This window comes from Burkholderia sp. 4NA327C6 (assembly GCF_005502655.1).
Taxonomy (GTDB): domain Bacteria; phylum Pseudomonadota; class Gammaproteobacteria; order Burkholderiales; family Burkholderiaceae; genus Burkholderia; species Burkholderia contaminans.
Genome location: NZ_SCNZ01000033.1, coordinates 45,097 through 62,952, shown reverse-complemented (window position 1 = coordinate 62,952; position 17,856 = coordinate 45,097). Strand labels below are relative to the sequence as shown.

Here is a 17,856-nt window from a genome sequence, read left to right as displayed (position 1 = left end):
GGGTCATGCAAAACCGGCCGACGCGAGAAACGCGCGGCTCGCCGCGACGTCGCGCAGGCTCGTGCCGGCGTTGCGCGGGTCGCGCTCCTGCTCGATCGTGATATAGCCGGCATAGCCGATGTCGACGAGCGCGCAGCGGATCGCCGGGTAGTCGAGCACGCCGGTGCCGATCGGGCACATCACGCCGCGCGCGCAGGCCGCGAAAAACGCAATGTGCTCGCCCATCACCGCGTCGTACACGGCCGCGTCGATATCCTTGAAATGCACGTAGTCGAGCCGTGCCGCATGGCGGCGCAACCACGTTTCCGGGTCCATGCCCGAGTAATACAGGTGGCCGGTGTCGAGACACAGGCCCGCCGTATCGGCCGCAATATCGGCGACGATCCGGTCGATCTCGTCCGCGAATTCGATATAGCCGCCCGCGTGCGGATGGATCACCGCGCGCACGCCGAATTCGTCGCGCGCGATCGTCGCGATCTGCCGGATATGGTCGACCATTCGCGCCCAGCGCGCGTCGGACAAACGCGGCGCACGATCGCCGTGGCCGGCCGCGTAGTCGCGTTCCTCGTGGCCCCAGTCCATCACGACCAGGTACGGCGCCGCGTAGCGCTGGCCGTCCTGCGTCGGCAGCTTCGGCAACTGCGTGATCAGCGCGCAGATGTCGCGCGTCTGGCGCAGCAGGTTCGGCAGGTTCTCCGGCGACACCAGATCGTCGAAGATCGTGCCGGCGGTGATGCTCAGGCGCTGCCGTTCGAGCTCGGCGCTCACCACGTCGAGTTCGAGCGGGATGTAGCCGTACGGCCCGAGCTCGATGCCCGAGTAGCCGGCCTCGGCGGCTTCGGCAAGCACCTGCCGCCACGGCGGCAGGTGCGGGTTCTTCACGTCGTCGACACCCCAGCAGCACGGTGCGCAACCCATCTTCATCGTCATGTCGGTCAGTCCGGCAAGTAGGCGGCTGCGGTTCAGCCGCGATAGAACGCAGGGCGTTCGGCCATCGCGATCGGCTCGACCGCCCCGCTCTTTTGCGCACGCACGCAGGCGTCGGCCGCGACCGCCGCCGCGTAGCCGTCCCAGGCCGACGGCCCGGTGAGCGCATGCGCGCGCACGCCGTCGATGAACGCCTGCAGCTCGACGTCGTACGACGCGATGAAGCGCTCCTTCCAGTCGGTCATGATTTCGACCGACTGCCGCGCTGCATGCTTGAGCCCGACGGCCGGCGGATCGGGCAGCTTCGCGATGCCCTGCTCGCCGACCACCTCGCACTGGATGTCGTAGCCGTACTGGCAGTTCACGAAGATCTCGACGTCGATGCGCACGCCGCTCGCGGTTTCGAGCAGCACGATCTGCGGATCGGCGAGATGCGCGGATGCATGGCGCGTCTTCTTCGGATAGACGACCTGCGCGCTCGCATAGTCCTCGCCGAGCAGCCAGCGCAGCACGTCGAGTTCGTGGATCAGCGTGTCGGTGATCGCCATGTCGGTCGTGTAGCGCTCGCCGACCGACTGGTTGCGGTGCGCGCAATGCAGCATCAGCGGCGCGCCGATCTGGCCGCTGTCGATCACGCGCTTCAGCGCGCGATAGCCTTCGTCGTACGGCCGCATGAAGCCGACCTGCACGAGCCGCTTGCCGTGCGCGACTTCCGCTTCGACGATCCGCATGCAGCCGTCGGCCGTGACCGCCAGCGGCTTCTCGCAGAACACCGGCTTGCCATGCGCGATCGCGTCGAGCACGAACGCTTCGTGGGTCGGCCCCCACGACGTGACGAGCACGGCCTGCACGTCGGCCGCCGCGACCACTTCGTGGCCTTCTCCGTAGATCTCGGCGTCGAGCCCGTATTTCGTCACCGCGTCGCGCGCCTGCTGCGGATCGATGTCGTTGACGGCCACGACGCGCGCGCCGGACAGCGTGCGGGTCAATCTGCGAATGTGGTCCTGGCCGATCGCGCCGCAGCCGATCACGCCGATTTGCAAGGTCATGCAGTTGTCTCCAGTCGTTCGTTCATCAGCGGCGCGGCCCGTGCCGCGCCGGTCGGCAATCGTCATCAGCCGGTCAGCGCGCGGTTCGATCGAAATGGCGATCGACGTAGCGCTGGATCGCGTCGCGCATGTAGCGCGACGAGGCTTCCGCGCGGTCTTCCCACGCGAACACGCACGACGACATCACGCCGTCGAAGCCGGCGGCGCCGAGCGCGCGAAAAAACACGTCCCAGTCGATCTCGCCCTGCCCGATGTCGAGATGCTGGTGCACGCGGATCTGGTTCGAGCCGGGCGGGTTCACGATGTAGCGCAGCTGGCTGCTCTTGCGGTGGTCGAACGTGTCGGCCACGCGCACGTGCGCGAGGATCGGCGCGGCCTGCGCGATCATCGCGTCCATGTCGTCGCCGTAGTAGAACGTGTGCGGCGCGATGTACGACAGCTTCAGCGACGGCGAGCCGAGGTTCGTGACGATGTCGATCGCCGGCTGCAGCTGCTCGATCCAGTCCTCCGGATGCGGCTCGACCGACAGCACGATGCGTTCGCGCTCGAGGATCGGCAGCAGCTCGTCCATCGAGCGGAACCACGCGGCTTCACACAGCTCGTTCGGGTTCGCGCCCGGGCGCTCGCCGACCGAGCGCTCGGGCGACGCGCCGCGCCCGAACTCGGACACCATCAGCGGGCATTCCATCTCGAGCGCGACCTCGATCGCCTTCTTCCAGCAGCGCACGGCCCATTGCCGCTCGTCGTCGAACGGGCTGGCCCAGCGGTACATCGGCTGCAGCGACGCGAGACCGACGCCGCTCGCGCGCATCGCCTGGCGGAACGCGGCCATGCGCTCGCGCGTCGCGCGGGGCATCACCCACCAGTCGAGAAAATCGCTGCGCGGCGACAGCTCGATCTGGTCGTAGCCGAGCTCGGCCACCGCGTGCGGCAGCCGGTCGAGCGGCAGGTGGCGAATCATGTAGGGGTCCAATGCGATCTTCATCGGGCTTCCTTCGCGAACAGGGGTTCCGGGCTCATGCGCGCGCTCAGCGGCGCTTCTTCTTGTTGCGGTACTGGTCGGCGATCACGGCCGCGACGATGATCGCGCCCTTGACCATCTCCTGGTAATACGCGTCGATGCGGATGAACGTGAAGCCCGACGTCATCACGCCGAGGATCAGCACGCCGATCACGGTGCCCGTCACGCGGCCGAGGCCGCCCGACAGCGACGTGCCGCCGATCACGACCGCCGCGATCGCATCGAGCTCGTACATCACGCCCATGCCCGACTGGCCGGAGATCGCGCGCGCGGCCGTCACGGTGCCGGCGATCCCGCTCAGCAGGCCCGCGATCGCGTAGACGAAGATCAGGTGGCGCGTGACGTTGATGCCCGACACGACGGCCGCATGACGGTTCGCGCCGATCGCATACGTGTACTTGCCGAAGCGCGTGTAGCGCAGCACGACGTGGAAGATCGCGGCGATCACGACAAAGATGATCACCGGGTTGGCGCCTGCGCCGATGGCCGCGAACGAGTCGGTCAGCATCGATACCGGCATCCCGTTCGTGAACCACTTCGCGAAGCCGCGCGCGGCGACCATCGTGCCGAGCGTCGCGATGAACGGCGGGATGCCCGTCATCGCGATCAGCGAGCCGTTCAGCAAGCCGACCAGCAGCCCGACGCACACGCCGGCGAGCACGGGCCAGATGATCGGCAGGTCGGTCAGGTGCGGAAACACCGCGCGCGGGAAGTCGGACACCTGCGCGAGACTCGCCGAGACGACCGCCGCGGCGGCCACGACCGAGCCCGACGACAGGTCGATCCCGCTGGTGATGATCACGAGGTTCACGCCGACGGCGATGATGCCGATCACGGCCATCTGCAGCACGATGATCTCGAGCCGCTCGGCGTTGAACAGGAAGCTCTGGCCGACGACGATCCAGCCGACGATCTCGAAGAACATGCTGATGCCGACGAGCACGAGGAAGATGCTCAGCTCGGGCGGCCATTTCGTGTGCCGCGTCTTGAGGGTCATGGTCTGCGCATCCGCGACCGGGTTCATGTTGCCCATTTCCTTGTCTCCAATCTTGGTTCGGCTCAGCGCGACGCGAGATCCATGATGCGGACCTGGTCGGCGTCCTTGCGATCGACGATGCCGGTCATGCGCCCTTCGTGCATCACCATCACGCGATCGCTCATTCCCAGCACTTCCGGCATCTCCGACGAGATCATCAGCACCGCGACGCCCTTGCCGGCGAGTGCGCTGACGAGCCGGTGGATCTCGGCCTTCGCGCCGACGTCGATGCCGCGCGTCGGTTCGTCGAGGATCAGGATGCGCGGCTGCGTGAGGAGCCACCGGCCGATCAGCACCTTCTGCTGGTTGCCGCCCGACAGGTTCTGGATTTCCTCGTGCAGCCCGGGCGACTTCACGCGCAGCATCCGGCTCATTTCCTCGCAGTCGCGCTTCAGCTGCGCCTGCCGCACGAAATTGAACTTCACGTAGCGGTGGCTGAGCACCGCGGCTTCCATGTTGGCGAGCAGGTCGAGATTCAGGAAGCAGCCGGTGTCCTTGCGATCCTCGGTGAGGAACGCCATCCCGTGCTTCATCGCCTGCGCGGGCGTCGTGATGCGCACCGGCTTGCCGTCGATGCGGATCTCGCCCGACGTGGCCGGCACGACGCCGAACAGCGCCTCCGCGACGTTCGAGCGCCCCGAGCCGACGAGGCCGGCCACGCCGAGGATCTCGCCCGCGCGCAGCTCGAAGCTCACGTCGCGGAACACGCCGTCGACGCCGAGGTTCTTCACCGACAGCACGACCTCGCCGATCGGCACCTCCTCCTTCGGGAACATCTGCGTGATCTCGCGCCCGACCATCATGCGGATGATGTCGTCGCGCGTGACGTCGCTCGATGCATGCGTGCCGATGTACTTGCCGTCGCGGAACACCGAGAACTCGTCGGCGATCTCGAACAGCTCGTTCATCTTGTGCGTGATGTAGACGATGCCCTTGCCCTGCTCGCGCAGCTGGCGAATGATCCGGAACAGGTGCGTGACTTCCTTGTCGGTCAGCGCGGAGGTGGGCTCGTCCATGATCAGCACGTCCGAGTCGAACGACACGGCCTTCGCGATCTCGACCATCTGCCGGCTCGCGACCGTCAGCGTGCGCACGTCGGTTTCCGGATCGATGTCGATCGACAGCCGCTCGAACAGCTCGGCCGTCTGGCGGCGCAGCGCGGCGTGATCGATCAGCCCGAAGCGGTTCTTCGGTTCGCGGCGGATCCAGATGTTCTCCGCGACCGTCATGTACGGCATCAGGTTGAGTTCCTGGTGGATCATCGCGATGCCGCGGTCGAGCGCGTCGAGCGGGCCGTTCAGCATGACCGGTTCGCCGTTGATCAGGATCTCGCCCTGGTCGGGCGTGTAGACGCCCGCGATGATCTTCATCAGCGTCGACTTGCCCGCGCCGTTCTCGCCCATCAGCGCATGGACGGTGCCGCGACGCACGCGGAACTGCACGCCGTCGAGCGCGACGACGCCCGGAAAGGACTTGCCGACGCCGCGCACTTCGAGCACGCAGTCGGCCGCGGAAGAAGCCGGCGGGGCCGACACGCCGGTCGAGCCGGACGAAGCGGCCCGCGCATCGTCGCCGGCCATCGGGCGCGCGACTCTGGCTGTAAACATGGACGTTCCTCGACAAGTCGCGCGCGAACCCGGTCGCGCCGGGTTCGCGCAGTTCAACGGATCACCGGTCAGTGCTTCGCGTACTGGTTCATGTTCTCGGGCGTCACGAGCTCGAACGGCACGTTCACGTAGCGGTCGACGGGCTGCTTCTTCGCGAGCTTGAGCGCAGCCGCGACGGCCTGCTGCCCCTGGCCGGATGCGTTCTGGTACACGGACACCTTCAGCTCGCCGGCCTTCATCGCGGCCAGCCCGTCCGGCGTCGCGTCGATGCCGGCGACGACCGTCTTCGGCGTGAGCTTGCGCGCGGCCTTCAGCGCGTTGATCGCGCCGATCGCCATCTCGTCGTTGTTCGAGACGATCGCGTCGAACTTCGTGCCGGAGCTCAGCCAGTTCATCGTGATGTCCTGGCCCTGCGTGCGGCTCCACTTGCCTTCGCGCTTGTCGACGATCTTCATGCCCGAGCAATCCTTCGTCGCGATCACGTCCTCGATGTCCTTGGTGCGGGCGCGCGCCGATTCGTTGGACAGCTCGCCCATCAGCACGAGGAGGTCACCCTTGCCGCCGAGCAGCTTGCACACCTGGCGCGCCTGCAGCGTGCCCGACTGCTTTTCGTCGGAGGCGACGACCGCGACGCCGGCCGGCAGCTTGTCGAAATCGACCGGCTTGCGGTTCACGTAGATGAGCGGAATCTTCGCCGCGGTCACCATCTTCGTGATCTTCGGCGTCGCGTCGGTATCGACCGGATTCACGATGATCGCGTCGACCTTCTGCGCGATCATGTTCTGGACCTGGCTCAACTGCTTGCCGACGTCGTTGCCGCCGTCCTCGATCTGCGCCGTCGCACCGTCCTTCTTCGCCGAATCGGCGATGCTGTTGCGCAGGATGGTCAGGAACGTATCGTCGAACGACGCCATCGTCACACCGATCTTCTCGGCATGCGCGAGCGGCGCTGCCAGGATCGCGGCGGCCGCGACGGCCATCAGCTTGGTCTTCATGATCAATCTGTCTCCTCATCTCCGGGGGGCGGAAGACGGCGCGTTGCGCGCCGCCGGGCCGAGTCCGATCTGGTCCGATCGGGACTGAAGCATCCGGATGGAACTGTAGATCACTTCCTCGAAAATTTGGAAATTTATTTCTACGTGATTTCACCTAGGGAACTGGATTTCCAAAAAGTCTAGACTCCGTTCCGTAGCCCGATTCCTTGCGGCAGGCAGCCCCGCGTCGTGCAGCACACGGGGCGGATCGCCGCCAGAGGTTCGGTCCCCTAATCTGCCGGCATCGCCGAACGCCGGCCGCGAGCGTGACACGTGATATGAGCCTGCTGAACTTTCCGAGTGACCGCCCCATCGATCTCGCCTGCCTCGGCCGCGTGGCCGTGGATCTCTATGCGCAGCAGTACGGCAGCCGCCTGGAAGACGCGCGCAGTTTCCAGATGTATCTCGGCGGCTCGTCCGGCAACGTCGCGTTCGGCGTGGCCCGGCTCGGGCTGAAGACCGCGATGATCTCGCGCGTCGGCGACGAACAGATGGGCCGCTTCCTGCGCGAGACGCTCGAGCGTGAAGGCTGCGACACGAGCCAGCTGCAGACCGACCGCGAGCGCCTCACCGCGCTGGTGCTGCTCGGGCTGAAGGATCGCGACACGTTCCCGCTGCTGTTCGTGCGCGAGAACTGCGCGGACATGGCCGTGCGCGCCGACGAGATCAGCGAGGACTTCATCGCCGGCTGCCGCGCGCTCGCGATCACCGGCACGCATTTGTCGACGCCGGGCACGCGCGAGGCGTCGCTGACCGCGCTCGGCTATGCGCGCCGCCATGGCGTCGTGCGGATCCTCGACATCGACTACCGGCCGGTGCTGTGGGGGCTGACCGCGCGCGGCGCGGGCGAAAACCGCTACGTGCCGGACGCGCAGGTGACGCGGCAATTGCAGCAGGCGCTCGGCGAATTCGACCTGCTGGTCGGCACCGAGGAGGAGTTCCTGATCGCGGGCGGCGTGCCGCACGACGTGATCGGCTCGTTGCAGGCGGTACGCGAGATCACGAACGCGACGCTGGTCGTCAAGCGCGGCGCGCTCGGCTGCTGCGTGATCGAAGGCGAGATTCCCGAGCGCATCGACGATGCGCCGACCTTCCTCGGCGAACGCGTCGAGGTGCTCAACGTGCTCGGCGCGGGCGACGCGTTCCTGTCGGGCCTGCTGTCGGGGCTGCTGCGCGGGCGCGACTGGGCCGAATCGACGCGCATCGCGAATGCATGCGGCGCGATCGTCGTGTCGCGCCATGCGTGCTCCGCCGCGATGCCGACGCCGGCCGAGCTTGCCCACTGGTTCGACGGCAGCCGCAACCCGGTGGTCGACGCCGACCACACGCTCGCGCACCTGCATCGCGTGACGGTGCCGCGCCGCGAATGGGACGATCTGTGCGTGATGGCGTTCGACCATCGCAGCCAGTTCTACGAACTCGCGGTGCAGGCCGGCGCGGACGAAGCGCGGATCAAGACATTGAAGCGCCTGCTCGTGCGCGCGGTCGAACAGGTCGAGCGCGATCGTCATATCGAGGGCCACGTCGGCGTGCTGATCGACGGCGGCGGCTACGGCAGCGACGCGCTCGCGTCGGCGACCGGGCGCGGCTGGTGGGTCGGCCGCCCGGTCGAGCTGCCCGGCTCGCGGCCGCTGCGTTTCGACGAAACGCGCTCGGTCGGCTCGTCGCTCACGCACTGGCCGACCGAACAGGTCGTGAAGTGCCTCGTGCACTATCACCCGGACGACCCGGTCGACCTGCGCGTCGAACAGGAGCAGCGGGTGCTGGAACTGTGGGAAGCGACGCGCGCCAGCGGCAACGAACTGCTGCTGGAAATGATTCCGCCGCGCGCGGTCACGCCGGCCGGCACCGAGGACGACGCGGTGCTGCGCACGATCGCGCGCTTCTACAACCTCGGCGTGAAGCCCGAATGGTGGAAGCTCACGCCGCTCACCGCCGACGGCTGGACGCGGCTCGCCGCGCTGATCGCCGAGCGCGACCCGTATTGCCGCGGCGCGGTGATCCTCGGGCTGAACCAGCCGCTGCAATACCTCGTCGACAGCTTCCGCTCGGCGACCAACCCGATCGTCAAGGGCTTCATGGTCGGGCGCACGCTGTGGGCCGATGCATCGCTGAACTGGTTCGCCGGCCGGATCGACGACCAGGCGCTGATCGACGAAGTCGCCGGCAACTTCGCGCAGCTGGTCGACGCATGGCTCGGCCGCCGTGCCGCGGCTGCCCGCGCCGACGCGGCCTGACGTGATGCCTGCGATGCCCCCCTCCTCTTCACCGACCGACATGACCTCTACCGTGAGACTGACCGTCAGCCAGGCGCTCGTGCGCTACCTGGCCGCCCTGCGCGCCGAAGTCGTCCAGCCCGACGGCCGCACCGGGATCCTGCCGTACTGCGGCGGCGTGTTCGCGATCTTCGGCCACGGCAACGTGGCCGGGCTCGGCGAGGCGCTGCACGCGGAAAAAGACCGGCTGCCGACCTTTCGCGCGCACAACGAGCAAGGGATGGCCAATGCGGCCGTCGCGTTCGCGAAAGCGAATTTCCGTCAGCGGATGATGGCCGCGACGTCGAGCATCGGCCCCGGCGCGACCAACATGCTGACCTCCGCCGCGCTCGCGCACGTCGGCCGCTTGCCGTTGCTGTTGCTGCCCGGCGACGTGTTCGTGTCGCGGCTGCCCGACCCCGTGCTGCAGCAGGTCGAGGATTTCGAACAGGGCGACGTCAGCGCGAACGACTGCTTCCGGCCGGTGACGCGCTACTTCGACCGGATCACGTCGCCCGAGCAGTTGCTCGTCGCGCTGCCGCGCGCGATCCAGGTGATGACCGATCCCGCACAGTGCGGCCCCGTGTGCCTCGCGTTGCCGCAGGACGTGCAGACCTTCGCGTACGACTGGCCCGAGGATTTCTTCGCGCCGCCGGTGATCCGGATGCGCCGGCCGCCGGCCGACGCGCTCGAACTCGCCGATGCGCTCGACGTGCTGAAGGCCGCGAAGAAGCCGCTGATCGTTGCGGGCGGCGGCGTGCTGTACAGCCAGGCGTGGGATGCGCTGCGCGCGTTCGCCGATACGCACGGCGTGCCGGTCGCCGAATCGCAGGCCGGCAAGGGCAGCCTCGCGTGGGACCATCCGCTGAATCTCGGGTCGATCGGCGTGACGGGCTCGCCTGCCGCGAACCGCGCGGCCGCGCAGGCCGACGTGGTGTTCGCGGTCGGCACGCGGTTGCAGGACTTCACGACCGGCTCGCATGCGCTCTACGGCAACGCGACGCTGTTGAGCCTGAACGTGCAGCCGTTCGATGCGGGCAAGAAGCGCGGCCGCCAACTGGTGGCCGATGCGCGCACGGGCCTCGGCCAGCTGTCGGCCGCCCTGGCCGGCTGGCAAGCCGATCCGGTGTGGACCGCAAGCAACCGCGACCAGGCCGCCGCATGGAACGCGCGCGTGACCGAACTCACGACGCGCGTGCCGAAGGACACGCTCCCGTACGACGCGGAAGTGATCGGCGCGGTGCGCGACTCCGCGGCCGACGCGGGCCGCGACAGCGCGCGCGACGACCTCGTCGTGTGCGCGGCCGGCACGCTGCCGGCCGAGCTGCACAAGCTGTGGCGCAGCGGCGTGCCGGGCAACTACCACATGGACTACGCGTACTCGTGCATGGGCTACGAGGTCGCGGGCGGACTCGGCGCGAAGCTCGCGCGGCCCGAACGCGAAGTGATCGTGATCGTCGGCGACGGCTCGTACATGATGCTCAACGCGGAACTCGCGACGTCCGTGATGCTCGGCCGCAAGATCATCGTCGTGATCCTCGACAACCGCGGCTACGGCTGCATCGAGCGGCTGCAGCTGAATTGCGGCGGTGCGAGCTTCAACAACATGCTCGACGACTGCGTGCCGGAAGGCGGCGAGCGCTCGACGATCGATTTCGCGATGCATGCGCGCGCGATGGGCGCCGAAGCCGTGCACGTGCGCGACATCGGCGAACTGCGCAGCGAGATGAAGCGCGCCCGCGCGGCGAAGAAGAGCCAGGTGCTCGTGATCGACACCACGCACCGGCGCACGACCGATGACGGCGGCGCATGGTGGGAAGTCGCGGTGCCGCAAGTATCCGAACGCGCCGGCGTCGATGCCGCGCACCGCGCGTATCTCGATGCGAAGACCCGGCAGCGGCGCTGATCCGCCCACCCTTTCCATCGGCCGCGCCGAAACAACAACATTCGAACCCAGGAAACACGTCATGAGCTGGAACGTCCGCATCGGTATCAATCCCCTGTCGTGGATGAACGACGACCTGCCGTCGCTCGGCGGCGAGACGCCGCTCGAAACGGCGCTGAAGGAAGGCGCCGAAATCGGCTACGCGGGCTTCGAGCTCGGCAACAAGTTTCCGAAGACGGGCCCCGAGCTGAAGGCGAAGCTCGCCGAGTTCGGCCTTGTGTGCGTGTCCGGCTGGTATTCGGGATTCCTTGCCGAGGTCGAACCGGGCACGAGCGACGCCGATGCGGTCGCCGCCGAGATCGAGCGCTGCCGCGCGCACATGACGAAGCTGCAGGTCAACGACGTGAAGGTGGTGGTCTACGGCGAATGCGCGGGCACGATCCAGGGCAACATCGACACGCCGGTCGCGAAGCGCCCGCGCTTCGTCGACGCCGAGGCCTGGCGGCGCTACGCGGCGCGCCTCGACGCGCTCGGCGCGCACCTGCTCGACACGTACGGGATCAAGCTTGCCTACCATCACCACATGGGCGCGTACGTCGAGTCGCCCGACGACGTCGACCGGCTGATGGCGCTGACCGACCCGGCGAAGGTGTTCCTGCTGTTCGACACCGGCCACGCGTATTTCGGCGGTGCGGCCGACCCGGTCGCGCTGCTGAAGAAGCATGTGTCGCGCGTGGTTCACGTGCATTGCAAGGACGTGCGGCCGCAGGTCGTCACGCAGGCGCGCAACGACGGCTGGAGCTTCCTGAACGGCGTGATCAACGGCACCTTCACGGTGCCGGGCGACGGCGCGCTCGACTACGAGGCGACGCTGCGCACGCTGAAGGACGCCGGCTACGAAGGCTGGCTCGTCGTCGAGGCCGAGCAGGATCCGGCCGTCGCGCCGAGCTATGCGTATGCGAAGAAGGGTTACGAATCGCTGCGCGCGATCGTCGACCGGTTGAGCGCGTGAACGCGCGAACGCGCGAACGCATGAACGCGTGAGCCCTACCCTGATACGGAGCCCCACCCCATGACGATTTCTCCCCTGCTGGTCAAAGCTTCTGCCGACCGCGAGATCTGCAACGTCACGCCCGAGTCGGCCGGCTGGAAGCACGTCGGCTTCCGCGCGCTGCGCCTGAAGGCCGGCGACACCGAAACGCTCGACACCGGCGCGCGCGAACTGTGCGTCGTCGTGCTCACCGGCACGGCACGCGCGGAGGTCGACGGTAAAACCTACGACGCGCTCGGCAAACGCGACAGCGTGTTCGAGGACGTGTCGCCGGACGCGCTGTACGTGCCGGGCGGCAAGACGGTCACGCTGGTCGCGACGCGCGATGCGGAAGTCGCGCTGTGCACCGCGCCGTACGCGAGCGGCGACAAGCCCGTGCAACGCCTCGACGGCGAGCGGATGCGCCGCTCGGTACGCGGGCAAGGCACCAACACGCGCTACGTGTGCGACATCCTGATGGGCGACAACCCGGCGGCCGACCGGCTGCTCGTGGTCGAGGTCGTCACGCCGGCCAGCCATTCGAGCAGCTATCCGCCGCACAAGCACGACCGCGACGCGGCGCCTGACGAAACGTCGCTGGAGGAAACCTATTACCACCGGATCGATCCGCCGCAGGGTTTCGCGTTCCAGCGCGTGTACACGGACGACCGCAGCCTCGACGAAGCGTGCGCGGTCGAGGACCACGACGTCGTGATGGTGCCGCGCGGCTACCACCCGGTGGTCGCGCCGCACGGCTACAACCTGTACTACCTGAACGTGATGGCCGGGCCGAGCCGCGCGTGGGCGTTCAAGAACGATCCCGCGCACGAGTGGATGCTAGACGCACCGAAGCAGTGATGGACACGCGGGCCCGCGCGCGGCCCGTGACGATGCGACGCCCGGCGCGCGCACCCAGCGCCGGCAACGCCACGGAGCCGCCATGGTGACGACCTTCTTTCGCCTCGAACCCCACCCCTTCGACGACGACGCGTCGAGCCCGGCGTTGCCGCGCTTCGATGCGGCGGTCGCCCGCCGGATGGGTGAAATCGCCGTCAACCTTGCGTCGCGCCGCGGGCTGCCGATCGCGGTGAGCATCGTCGGCGAGCAGGCGCCGCTGTTCTACTGCGCGCTCGACGGCAGCGCCGCCGGCGACAGCGACGCGATCCGCCGGCGGCAGAACACGGTATTGCGCTTCGGCCTCAGTTCGCTCGCGGTCGGCGAGCGCTTTCGCCGCGCCGGCTGGTCGCTGCAGTCGCAGGGACTGTCGGACGACGACTATGCGCTCGACGGCGGCGGCGTGCCGTTGCGGATCGCCGGCGCCGGCATCGTCGGTGCGATGACGATCGCGGGGCTCGACTCGGAACGGAATCACGCGCTCGTCGTCGAGAGCCTGCAGTGGCACGTCGGCCGCTACGCGCTCGCGATGCACGCGTAACGTGACGGGCGGCACCATCGGCGCACGCGCGCCGCTGCACCGCCCTTGCCGGATCAGTTCAACCCGCCGCTCACGACGAGGTGCTCGCCGGTCATCCAGCGCGCATCGTCCGATGCGAGGAACACGGCCACCGACGCGATGTCGTCCGGCTCGCCGAGGCGGCCGAGCGGCGTCTGGCTGCGCACCTGCTTTTCGAGATCGGAGCCGATGATCCCCGCACTGTGCGCGCCCTCGGTCACGATCATCCCCGGGTTGATCGCGTTCACGCGAATCTTGCGCGGGCCGAGTTCGAGCGCGAGCACGCCGGTGATCGCGTCGACCGCACCCTTGGTGCCGCTGTACACGGCGCTGGCCGGCGGCGTGATGCTGGTCACGACCGAGCTGATGTTGATGATGCTCGCGCCTTCGCCGAGATGCTTGACCGCTGCCTGCGTGGTCAGCAGCACGCCGAACACGTTCGTGTCGAACTGCCGGCGGTAGTGCTCTTCGGTGATCGCTTCGATCGGCGCGAATTCATACACGCCGGAATTGTTGACGAGCACGTCGAGACGGCCATACGTGTCGATCGCGGTATCGACGATGCGTTGCGCGTCGGCTGCCTTCGACACGTCGCCACCGACCGCGACCGCGCGGCCGCCGGCTTCGACGATCGCGCTCACGACCGCATCGGCGCCCGCCTTGCTGCTCGCGTAGTTCACGACGACCGACGCGCCTTCCGCGGCCAGTGCCTTCGCGATCGCCGCGCCGATGCCCTTCGAGCCGCCCGTGACGATCGCGACTTTGTTTGCCAGCTTGCTCATGATTTCATTCCTCAGTCCAAGACTTTCGATGGAGGGTGCCGGCTGCCGGGTTGTTGAGTCGATGTGCAACCGGTATGACCGGCAATTTACGGTGCGGCATGGCGGCGATAAAGCGGCTCGCCACGAATTGACTGGCAGCGTTTTCCGAACAATCGCTCGCGCGCCGTCAGCCGGCGCTCAGCCATGCGTTCGCGACGTCGCCGCCCAGGCCGTCGAGCGCACCGTCGTAGACGATCCGCCCGCGCCCCATTACCGCGACGCGCCGCGCGAGCCGCGGCGCGAACTGCAGCCGCTGCTCGATCAGCACGATCGCGACGCCGTCAGCCTGCAACGCGGCGAGGCATGCACCGACTTCGTCGACCGCGAGCGGCGCGAGGCCTTCCGCCGGTTCGTCGACGATCAGCACGCGCGGGCGGCCGGCCAGCGCCCGCACCAGCGCGAGCACCTGCTGCTCGCCGCCCGACAGCCGCCCCGCTTTCACGTCCGCGCGCGCGGCCAGCAACGGAAAGCGGTCGAACAGCCGTTCGAGCGCCGTGCGTTCGGCCGCGCCGCCGACGCCGCGCAATCCGAGCCGCAGGTTGTCGCGCACCGTCAGCAGCGGGAACACGTCGCGGCTTTCAGCGACGTAAGCGACGCCGCGCCGCGCGATCTCGAACGTGCGCGCGCCCACGCATTCGGCGCCGCCGATGCGCACCGAGCCGGCCGTGCGCACGAGCCCCATCACGGCCTTCGCGAGCGTCGAGCGCCCCGAGCCGTTGCGGCCGAGCAGCGCGAGCGTCTCGCCCGGCGCGAGCGCGAGATCGACGCCGTCGAGCACGGGTTGCAGGCCGTACCACGCGCGCAGGTCGCGAATGTCGAGCAACGCGCTCATGGGCCGCCCTCGCCCAGATAGGCGGCCCGCACGGCCGGATCGGTGCGGATCGCATCCGGCGCGCCGGTCGCGACCACCGTGCCGCGCACGAGCACCGTGATGCGTTCGGCGAAGCCGAACACCGCATCCATGTCGTGTTCGATCAGCAGGACCGTGCGCCCCAGCGTCGTCGCACGAATCAGCGCGATCATCCGCGCCGCCTGCGCGCGGCTCATGCCGGCCGTCGGCTCGTCGAGCAGCAGCGTGCGCGCGCCGCTCGCGAGTGCGATCCCGAGATCGAGCGCGCGCTGTTCCGCATAGCTCAGTTCGCCGGCGAGCGTGTCGCGGTGCGCATCGAGGCCGATGTCGTGCAGCACGCGAGCGGCCGCGAGATCGACCGATGCCGATTCGCGCAGCCGGTTCCACCAGCGCCGCCGTTCGGCCGGTGCATGCAGCGCCGCGCAGCGCAGGTTGTCGAACACGGTCAGCCGCGCGAACGCGCTCGTCTGCTGGAAACTGCGGCCGATGCCGAGCCGGCTCGCGACGACCGGCCCGCGCCCGCGCAGCTCGACGCCGTGCAGCACGACGCGCCCGCGCGTCGGCCGCACCGCGCCGGCGATCACGCCGAACAGCGTCGACTTGCCCGCGCCGTTCGGCCCGATCAGCGCATGACGCTCGCCGGCCGCGATGCTCAGCTCGACGCCGTCGAGCACCGTCTGCGCGCCGAAGCGCTGCACCACGCCGTGCAGCGCGATCGCGTTGCCGTTCATCGCCCGTCCTCCCGCTTGCCGGCCGGCCCGCCCGGCACGAGCCGCGCGCGCCAGCCCCACAGCAGCGTCCCGATGCCGAACGCGGAGCACGCGACGGCCCAGCCGGCCGGCGTATCGGCGTCGATGCTCCAGGCGCCGAACGCGAAGCCCGCGCCGTCGTCCTGCGCGAAGCGCCACGCATAGCCGAGCTCGGCCGCGCAGACGAGCGCGACGCCCCAGAACACCCACGCACCGACCGCGCACAGCATGCGCCACCGCTCGGCCGCCGGCGCGCCGCGCCGCAACGCATGCGCGAGCGCTTGCACGATCCCGGCGATCCCGCGCGGCGCCGCCACGACGATCACGACGAACAGCACGCCGAGATACAGCGCCCACGCACGCGACACGCCCGCGACGACGATGCTCAGCACCGTGAGGACGGCGGCCCCGGCCGCCGGCCCGAAGAACGCACCGGTGCCGCCGATCACCGCGGCGATCAGCACGGTCGCCGAACGCGCCATCGATACGCTGTCGGGCGTCGCGATTTCGACGTCGATCAGCGTCAGCGTGCCGGCGACGCCGGCGAAGAACGACGCGCAGGTGACCATCGCGAGCCGCACGCGGCGCGGATCGGACCCGAGCGCGGCGACGCGCACCGGGTTGTCGCGCACCGCATTCGCGAGCCGCGCGAGCGGCGTGCGTGTCAGTGCGTGCATCGCCCACGCCGATGCGAGACACCACGCGGCGATCACCGCATACGCGTGGACAGGTGCGCCGAAATGCCAGGCGCCCCACGGCGTGCCGCTCGCGCGGTCGATCGGCACGCCGCCGATCCCGCCGAACCAGGCCGGCACGCTCCACGCGGCGGCCGCGACGCATTCGCCGAGCCCGAGCGTGATCATCGCGAACGCGGTGCCCGAGCGGCGCGTCGCGAGCAGCCCGGCGGCGAAGCCGAAACCGGCGCCGGCCACGCCGCCGACGAGCGGCAACAGCGGCAGCGGGCCGCCGACGTGGTTGAACCAGTGCGCGGCCGCGAACGCGCCGAGGCCCGCGAACGCCGCGTGCCCGAACGACAGCAGCCCGGTCGTGCCGAGCTGCAGGTTGTACGACAGCGCGAGCACGACGAGCGCGGCCGTCTGCGCGAGATAGCCGAGCACCGCGCCATGCGGCCACAGCCACGCGGGCAGCACGACGCATGCCGAGAACAGGGACCAGCGCACGACGCCGGCGAGCGTGCGGCTACGCATCGGCACGCTCGCCGAACAGCCCGCGCGGCCGCGCGACCAGCACCGCGACGAGCAGCAGGTACGGCACCAGCGGCGCCAGCTGCGCGATCGACACCGCGGCCACGCTGTCGGGCAGCGCGATGCCGGCCCATTCCGTGAGGTCGCGCAGCGACGTGTCGCTCGCGGCCGCGAAGGTCTGCGCGAAGCCGACCGCGAGCGACGCCGCGAACGCGCCGCCGAGCGAGCCGAGCCCGCCGATCACGACGACCGCGAACACGACCGACCCGACGGTTTCGGCCAGCGCGGGCTCGATCACCGCGAGCGGCGCGCCGATCACGCCGGCCAGCGCCGCGAGCGCGGTGCCCGCGCCGAACAGCGCCGTCATCACGCGCGGCACGTCGTAGCCGAGCGCCTCGACGGCCGCGCGGTGCGTGAGCGCCGCGCGCACGACGAGCCCGATGCGCGACGCGCGCAGCAGCGCGCCGAGCGCGACCAGCATCGCCGTGGACATCCCCATCATGAACAGCCGGTAGCGCGGCAGCGCGAGGCCGAATACGGTCACGGGCGCGCCGTCGAACAGCGCCGGCACGGGCGCCGGCAGCGGCGCGAGGCCCCACACCAGTTTCGCGCCCTCGCCGATCAAGTACGCGAGGCCGAAGGTCAGCAGCAGTTCGCTCGTATGGCCGCGCGCCTGCACGCGGCGCAGCAACGTGCGCTCGCAGCCGGCGCCGAGCAGCCCGACCGCGAGCGGCGCGAGCACCAGCGCGGGCCAGAAACCCGCGCCGGCCGCGATGCTGTAGCCGACGTACGCGCCGAGCATGTAGAAGCTCGCATGCGCGAAATTGAGCACGCCCTGCACGCTGAAGATCAGCGTGAGTCCGGCCGACAGCATGAACAGCAGCAGGCCGTAGCTGAGGCCGTTGAAGGCCTGGAGCGCGAACGCGTGCACCGC

At 69.2% G+C, this 17,856-nt stretch carries 16 protein-coding genes; 5 read left to right on the top strand and 11 right to left on the bottom strand.

Annotated features, from left to right (window positions below):
* Nucleotides 1–3 precede the first annotated feature (3 nt).
* The 6 genes from FFS49_RS28215 to FFS49_RS28190 all read right to left on the bottom strand — a co-directional run bounded on the left by FFS49_RS28215 (nucleotide 4) and on the right by FFS49_RS28190 (nucleotide 6,635).
* Nucleotides 4–930 (bottom strand): TIM barrel protein, encoded by a 927-nt coding sequence (locus FFS49_RS28215; RefSeq protein WP_105816812.1) that lies wholly within the window; start codon nucleotides 928–930, stop codon nucleotides 4–6.
* Nucleotides 931–962: 32 nt separating this feature from the next.
* Nucleotides 963–1,976: a Gfo/Idh/MocA family oxidoreductase gene (locus FFS49_RS28210; protein WP_105816813.1), complete on the bottom strand. Its 1,014-nt coding sequence runs from the start codon at nucleotides 1,974–1,976 to the stop codon at nucleotides 963–965.
* 73 nt (nucleotides 1,977–2,049) lie between these two features.
* Complete coding sequence (locus tag FFS49_RS28205) at nucleotides 2,050–2,961, bottom strand: sugar phosphate isomerase/epimerase (protein ID WP_105816814.1); 912 nt, start codon at nucleotides 2,959–2,961, stop codon at nucleotides 2,050–2,052.
* A gap of 43 nt (nucleotides 2,962–3,004) precedes the next feature.
* Nucleotides 3,005–4,030, bottom strand: a complete 1,026-nt coding sequence (locus FFS49_RS28200) for an ABC transporter permease (RefSeq protein ID WP_105816815.1) — start codon at nucleotides 4,028–4,030, stop codon at nucleotides 3,005–3,007.
* 26 nt (nucleotides 4,031–4,056) lie between these two features.
* On the bottom strand, nucleotides 4,057–5,640 hold the full coding sequence (locus tag FFS49_RS28195; protein ID WP_105816816.1) for a sugar ABC transporter ATP-binding protein: 1,584 nt from the start codon (nucleotides 5,638–5,640) through the stop codon (nucleotides 4,057–4,059).
* 68 nt (nucleotides 5,641–5,708) lie between these two features.
* The gene (locus FFS49_RS28190) at nucleotides 5,709–6,635 is read right to left on the bottom strand and encodes a sugar ABC transporter substrate-binding protein (RefSeq protein ID WP_039347403.1); all 927 of its coding nucleotides are present in this window, start codon (nucleotides 6,633–6,635) and stop codon (nucleotides 5,709–5,711) included.
* Between the two features lie 317 nt (nucleotides 6,636–6,952).
* On the opposite strand from FFS49_RS28190, the gene iolC reads away from it, so the two are divergent.
* The 5 genes from iolC (at nucleotide 6,953) to FFS49_RS28165 (ending at nucleotide 13,279) form a co-directional block, all read left to right on the top strand.
* A complete protein-coding gene (gene iolC, locus FFS49_RS28185) occupies nucleotides 6,953–8,911 on the top strand; it encodes a 5-dehydro-2-deoxygluconokinase (protein WP_105816817.1) in 1,959 nt (652 codons plus the stop codon).
* A gap of 40 nt (nucleotides 8,912–8,951) precedes the next feature.
* Nucleotides 8,952–10,835, top strand: coding sequence for a 3D-(3,5/4)-trihydroxycyclohexane-1,2-dione acylhydrolase (decyclizing) (gene iolD, locus FFS49_RS28180; protein WP_105816818.1), 1,884 nt, complete (start codon nucleotides 8,952–8,954; stop codon nucleotides 10,833–10,835).
* A 61-nt stretch (nucleotides 10,836–10,896) separates the two neighbouring features.
* The gene (gene iolE / locus FFS49_RS28175) at nucleotides 10,897–11,826 is read left to right on the top strand and encodes a myo-inosose-2 dehydratase (RefSeq protein WP_105816819.1); all 930 of its coding nucleotides are present in this window, start codon (nucleotides 10,897–10,899) and stop codon (nucleotides 11,824–11,826) included.
* Between the two features lie 60 nt (nucleotides 11,827–11,886).
* Nucleotides 11,887–12,702 carry a 5-deoxy-glucuronate isomerase gene (gene iolB, locus FFS49_RS28170; protein ID WP_105816820.1) on the top strand — a complete coding sequence of 272 codons (816 nt, stop codon included), beginning with the start codon at nucleotides 11,887–11,889 and terminating at the stop codon, nucleotides 12,700–12,702.
* An 82-nt stretch (nucleotides 12,703–12,784) separates the two neighbouring features.
* On the top strand, nucleotides 12,785–13,279 hold the full coding sequence (locus tag FFS49_RS28165) for a heme-degrading domain-containing protein (RefSeq protein ID WP_105816821.1): 495 nt from the start codon (nucleotides 12,785–12,787) through the stop codon (nucleotides 13,277–13,279).
* 53 nt (nucleotides 13,280–13,332) lie between these two features.
* Here the strand turns inward: FFS49_RS28165 and FFS49_RS28160 are convergent, their stop codons facing one another.
* From FFS49_RS28160 to FFS49_RS28140, 5 genes are all read right to left on the bottom strand, one after another.
* Complete coding sequence (locus FFS49_RS28160; RefSeq protein WP_039347419.1) at nucleotides 13,333–14,079, bottom strand: glucose 1-dehydrogenase; 747 nt, start codon at nucleotides 14,077–14,079, stop codon at nucleotides 13,333–13,335.
* A gap of 166 nt (nucleotides 14,080–14,245) precedes the next feature.
* Nucleotides 14,246–14,950, bottom strand: coding sequence for an ABC transporter ATP-binding protein (locus FFS49_RS28155; RefSeq protein WP_105816822.1), 705 nt, complete (start codon nucleotides 14,948–14,950; stop codon nucleotides 14,246–14,248).
* A complete protein-coding gene (locus FFS49_RS28150; RefSeq protein WP_105816823.1) occupies nucleotides 14,947–15,699 on the bottom strand; it encodes an ABC transporter ATP-binding protein in 753 nt (250 codons plus the stop codon). The genes FFS49_RS28155 and FFS49_RS28150 overlap by 4 nt, the downstream gene beginning before the upstream one ends.
* Nucleotides 15,696–16,925, bottom strand: coding sequence for a branched-chain amino acid ABC transporter permease (locus FFS49_RS28145; RefSeq protein ID WP_105816824.1), 1,230 nt, complete (start codon nucleotides 16,923–16,925; stop codon nucleotides 15,696–15,698). Before FFS49_RS28145 ends, FFS49_RS28150 begins: the two co-directional genes overlap by 4 nt.
* Nucleotides 16,918–17,853 carry a branched-chain amino acid ABC transporter permease gene (locus FFS49_RS28140; protein WP_071334919.1) on the bottom strand — a complete coding sequence of 312 codons (936 nt, stop codon included), beginning with the start codon at nucleotides 17,851–17,853 and terminating at the stop codon, nucleotides 16,918–16,920. Before FFS49_RS28140 ends, FFS49_RS28145 begins: the two co-directional genes overlap by 8 nt.
* Nucleotides 17,854–17,856: the final 3 nt, after the last annotated feature.

Coding starts and splice junctions, on each gene's coding strand:
- FFS49_RS28215 (WP_105816812.1), bottom strand. CDS start 930: ATGACGATGAAGATGGGTTGCGCACCGTGCTGCTGGGGTGTCGACGAC.
- FFS49_RS28210 (WP_105816813.1), bottom strand. CDS start 1,976: ATGACCTTGCAAATCGGCGTGATCGGCTGCGGCGCGATCGGCCAGGAC.
- FFS49_RS28205 (WP_105816814.1), bottom strand. CDS start 2,961: ATGAAGATCGCATTGGACCCCTACATGATTCGCCACCTGCCGCTCGAC.
- FFS49_RS28200 (WP_105816815.1), bottom strand. CDS start 4,030: ATGGGCAACATGAACCCGGTCGCGGATGCGCAGACCATGACCCTCAAG.
- FFS49_RS28195 (WP_105816816.1), bottom strand. CDS start 5,640: ATGTTTACAGCCAGAGTCGCGCGCCCGATGGCCGGCGACGATGCGCGG.
- FFS49_RS28190 (WP_039347403.1), bottom strand. CDS start 6,635: ATGAAGACCAAGCTGATGGCCGTCGCGGCCGCCGCGATCCTGGCAGCG.
- iolC (WP_105816817.1), top strand. CDS start 6,953: ATGAGCCTGCTGAACTTTCCGAGTGACCGCCCCATCGATCTCGCCTGC.
- iolD (WP_105816818.1), top strand. CDS start 8,952: ATGACCTCTACCGTGAGACTGACCGTCAGCCAGGCGCTCGTGCGCTAC.
- iolE (WP_105816819.1), top strand. CDS start 10,897: ATGAGCTGGAACGTCCGCATCGGTATCAATCCCCTGTCGTGGATGAAC.
- iolB (WP_105816820.1), top strand. CDS start 11,887: ATGACGATTTCTCCCCTGCTGGTCAAAGCTTCTGCCGACCGCGAGATC.
- FFS49_RS28165 (WP_105816821.1), top strand. CDS start 12,785: ATGGTGACGACCTTCTTTCGCCTCGAACCCCACCCCTTCGACGACGAC.
- FFS49_RS28160 (WP_039347419.1), bottom strand. CDS start 14,079: ATGAGCAAGCTGGCAAACAAAGTCGCGATCGTCACGGGCGGCTCGAAG.
- FFS49_RS28155 (WP_105816822.1), bottom strand. CDS start 14,950: ATGAGCGCGTTGCTCGACATTCGCGACCTGCGCGCGTGGTACGGCCTG.
- FFS49_RS28150 (WP_105816823.1), bottom strand. CDS start 15,699: ATGAACGGCAACGCGATCGCGCTGCACGGCGTGGTGCAGCGCTTCGGC.
- FFS49_RS28145 (WP_105816824.1), bottom strand. CDS start 16,925: ATGCGTAGCCGCACGCTCGCCGGCGTCGTGCGCTGGTCCCTGTTCTCG.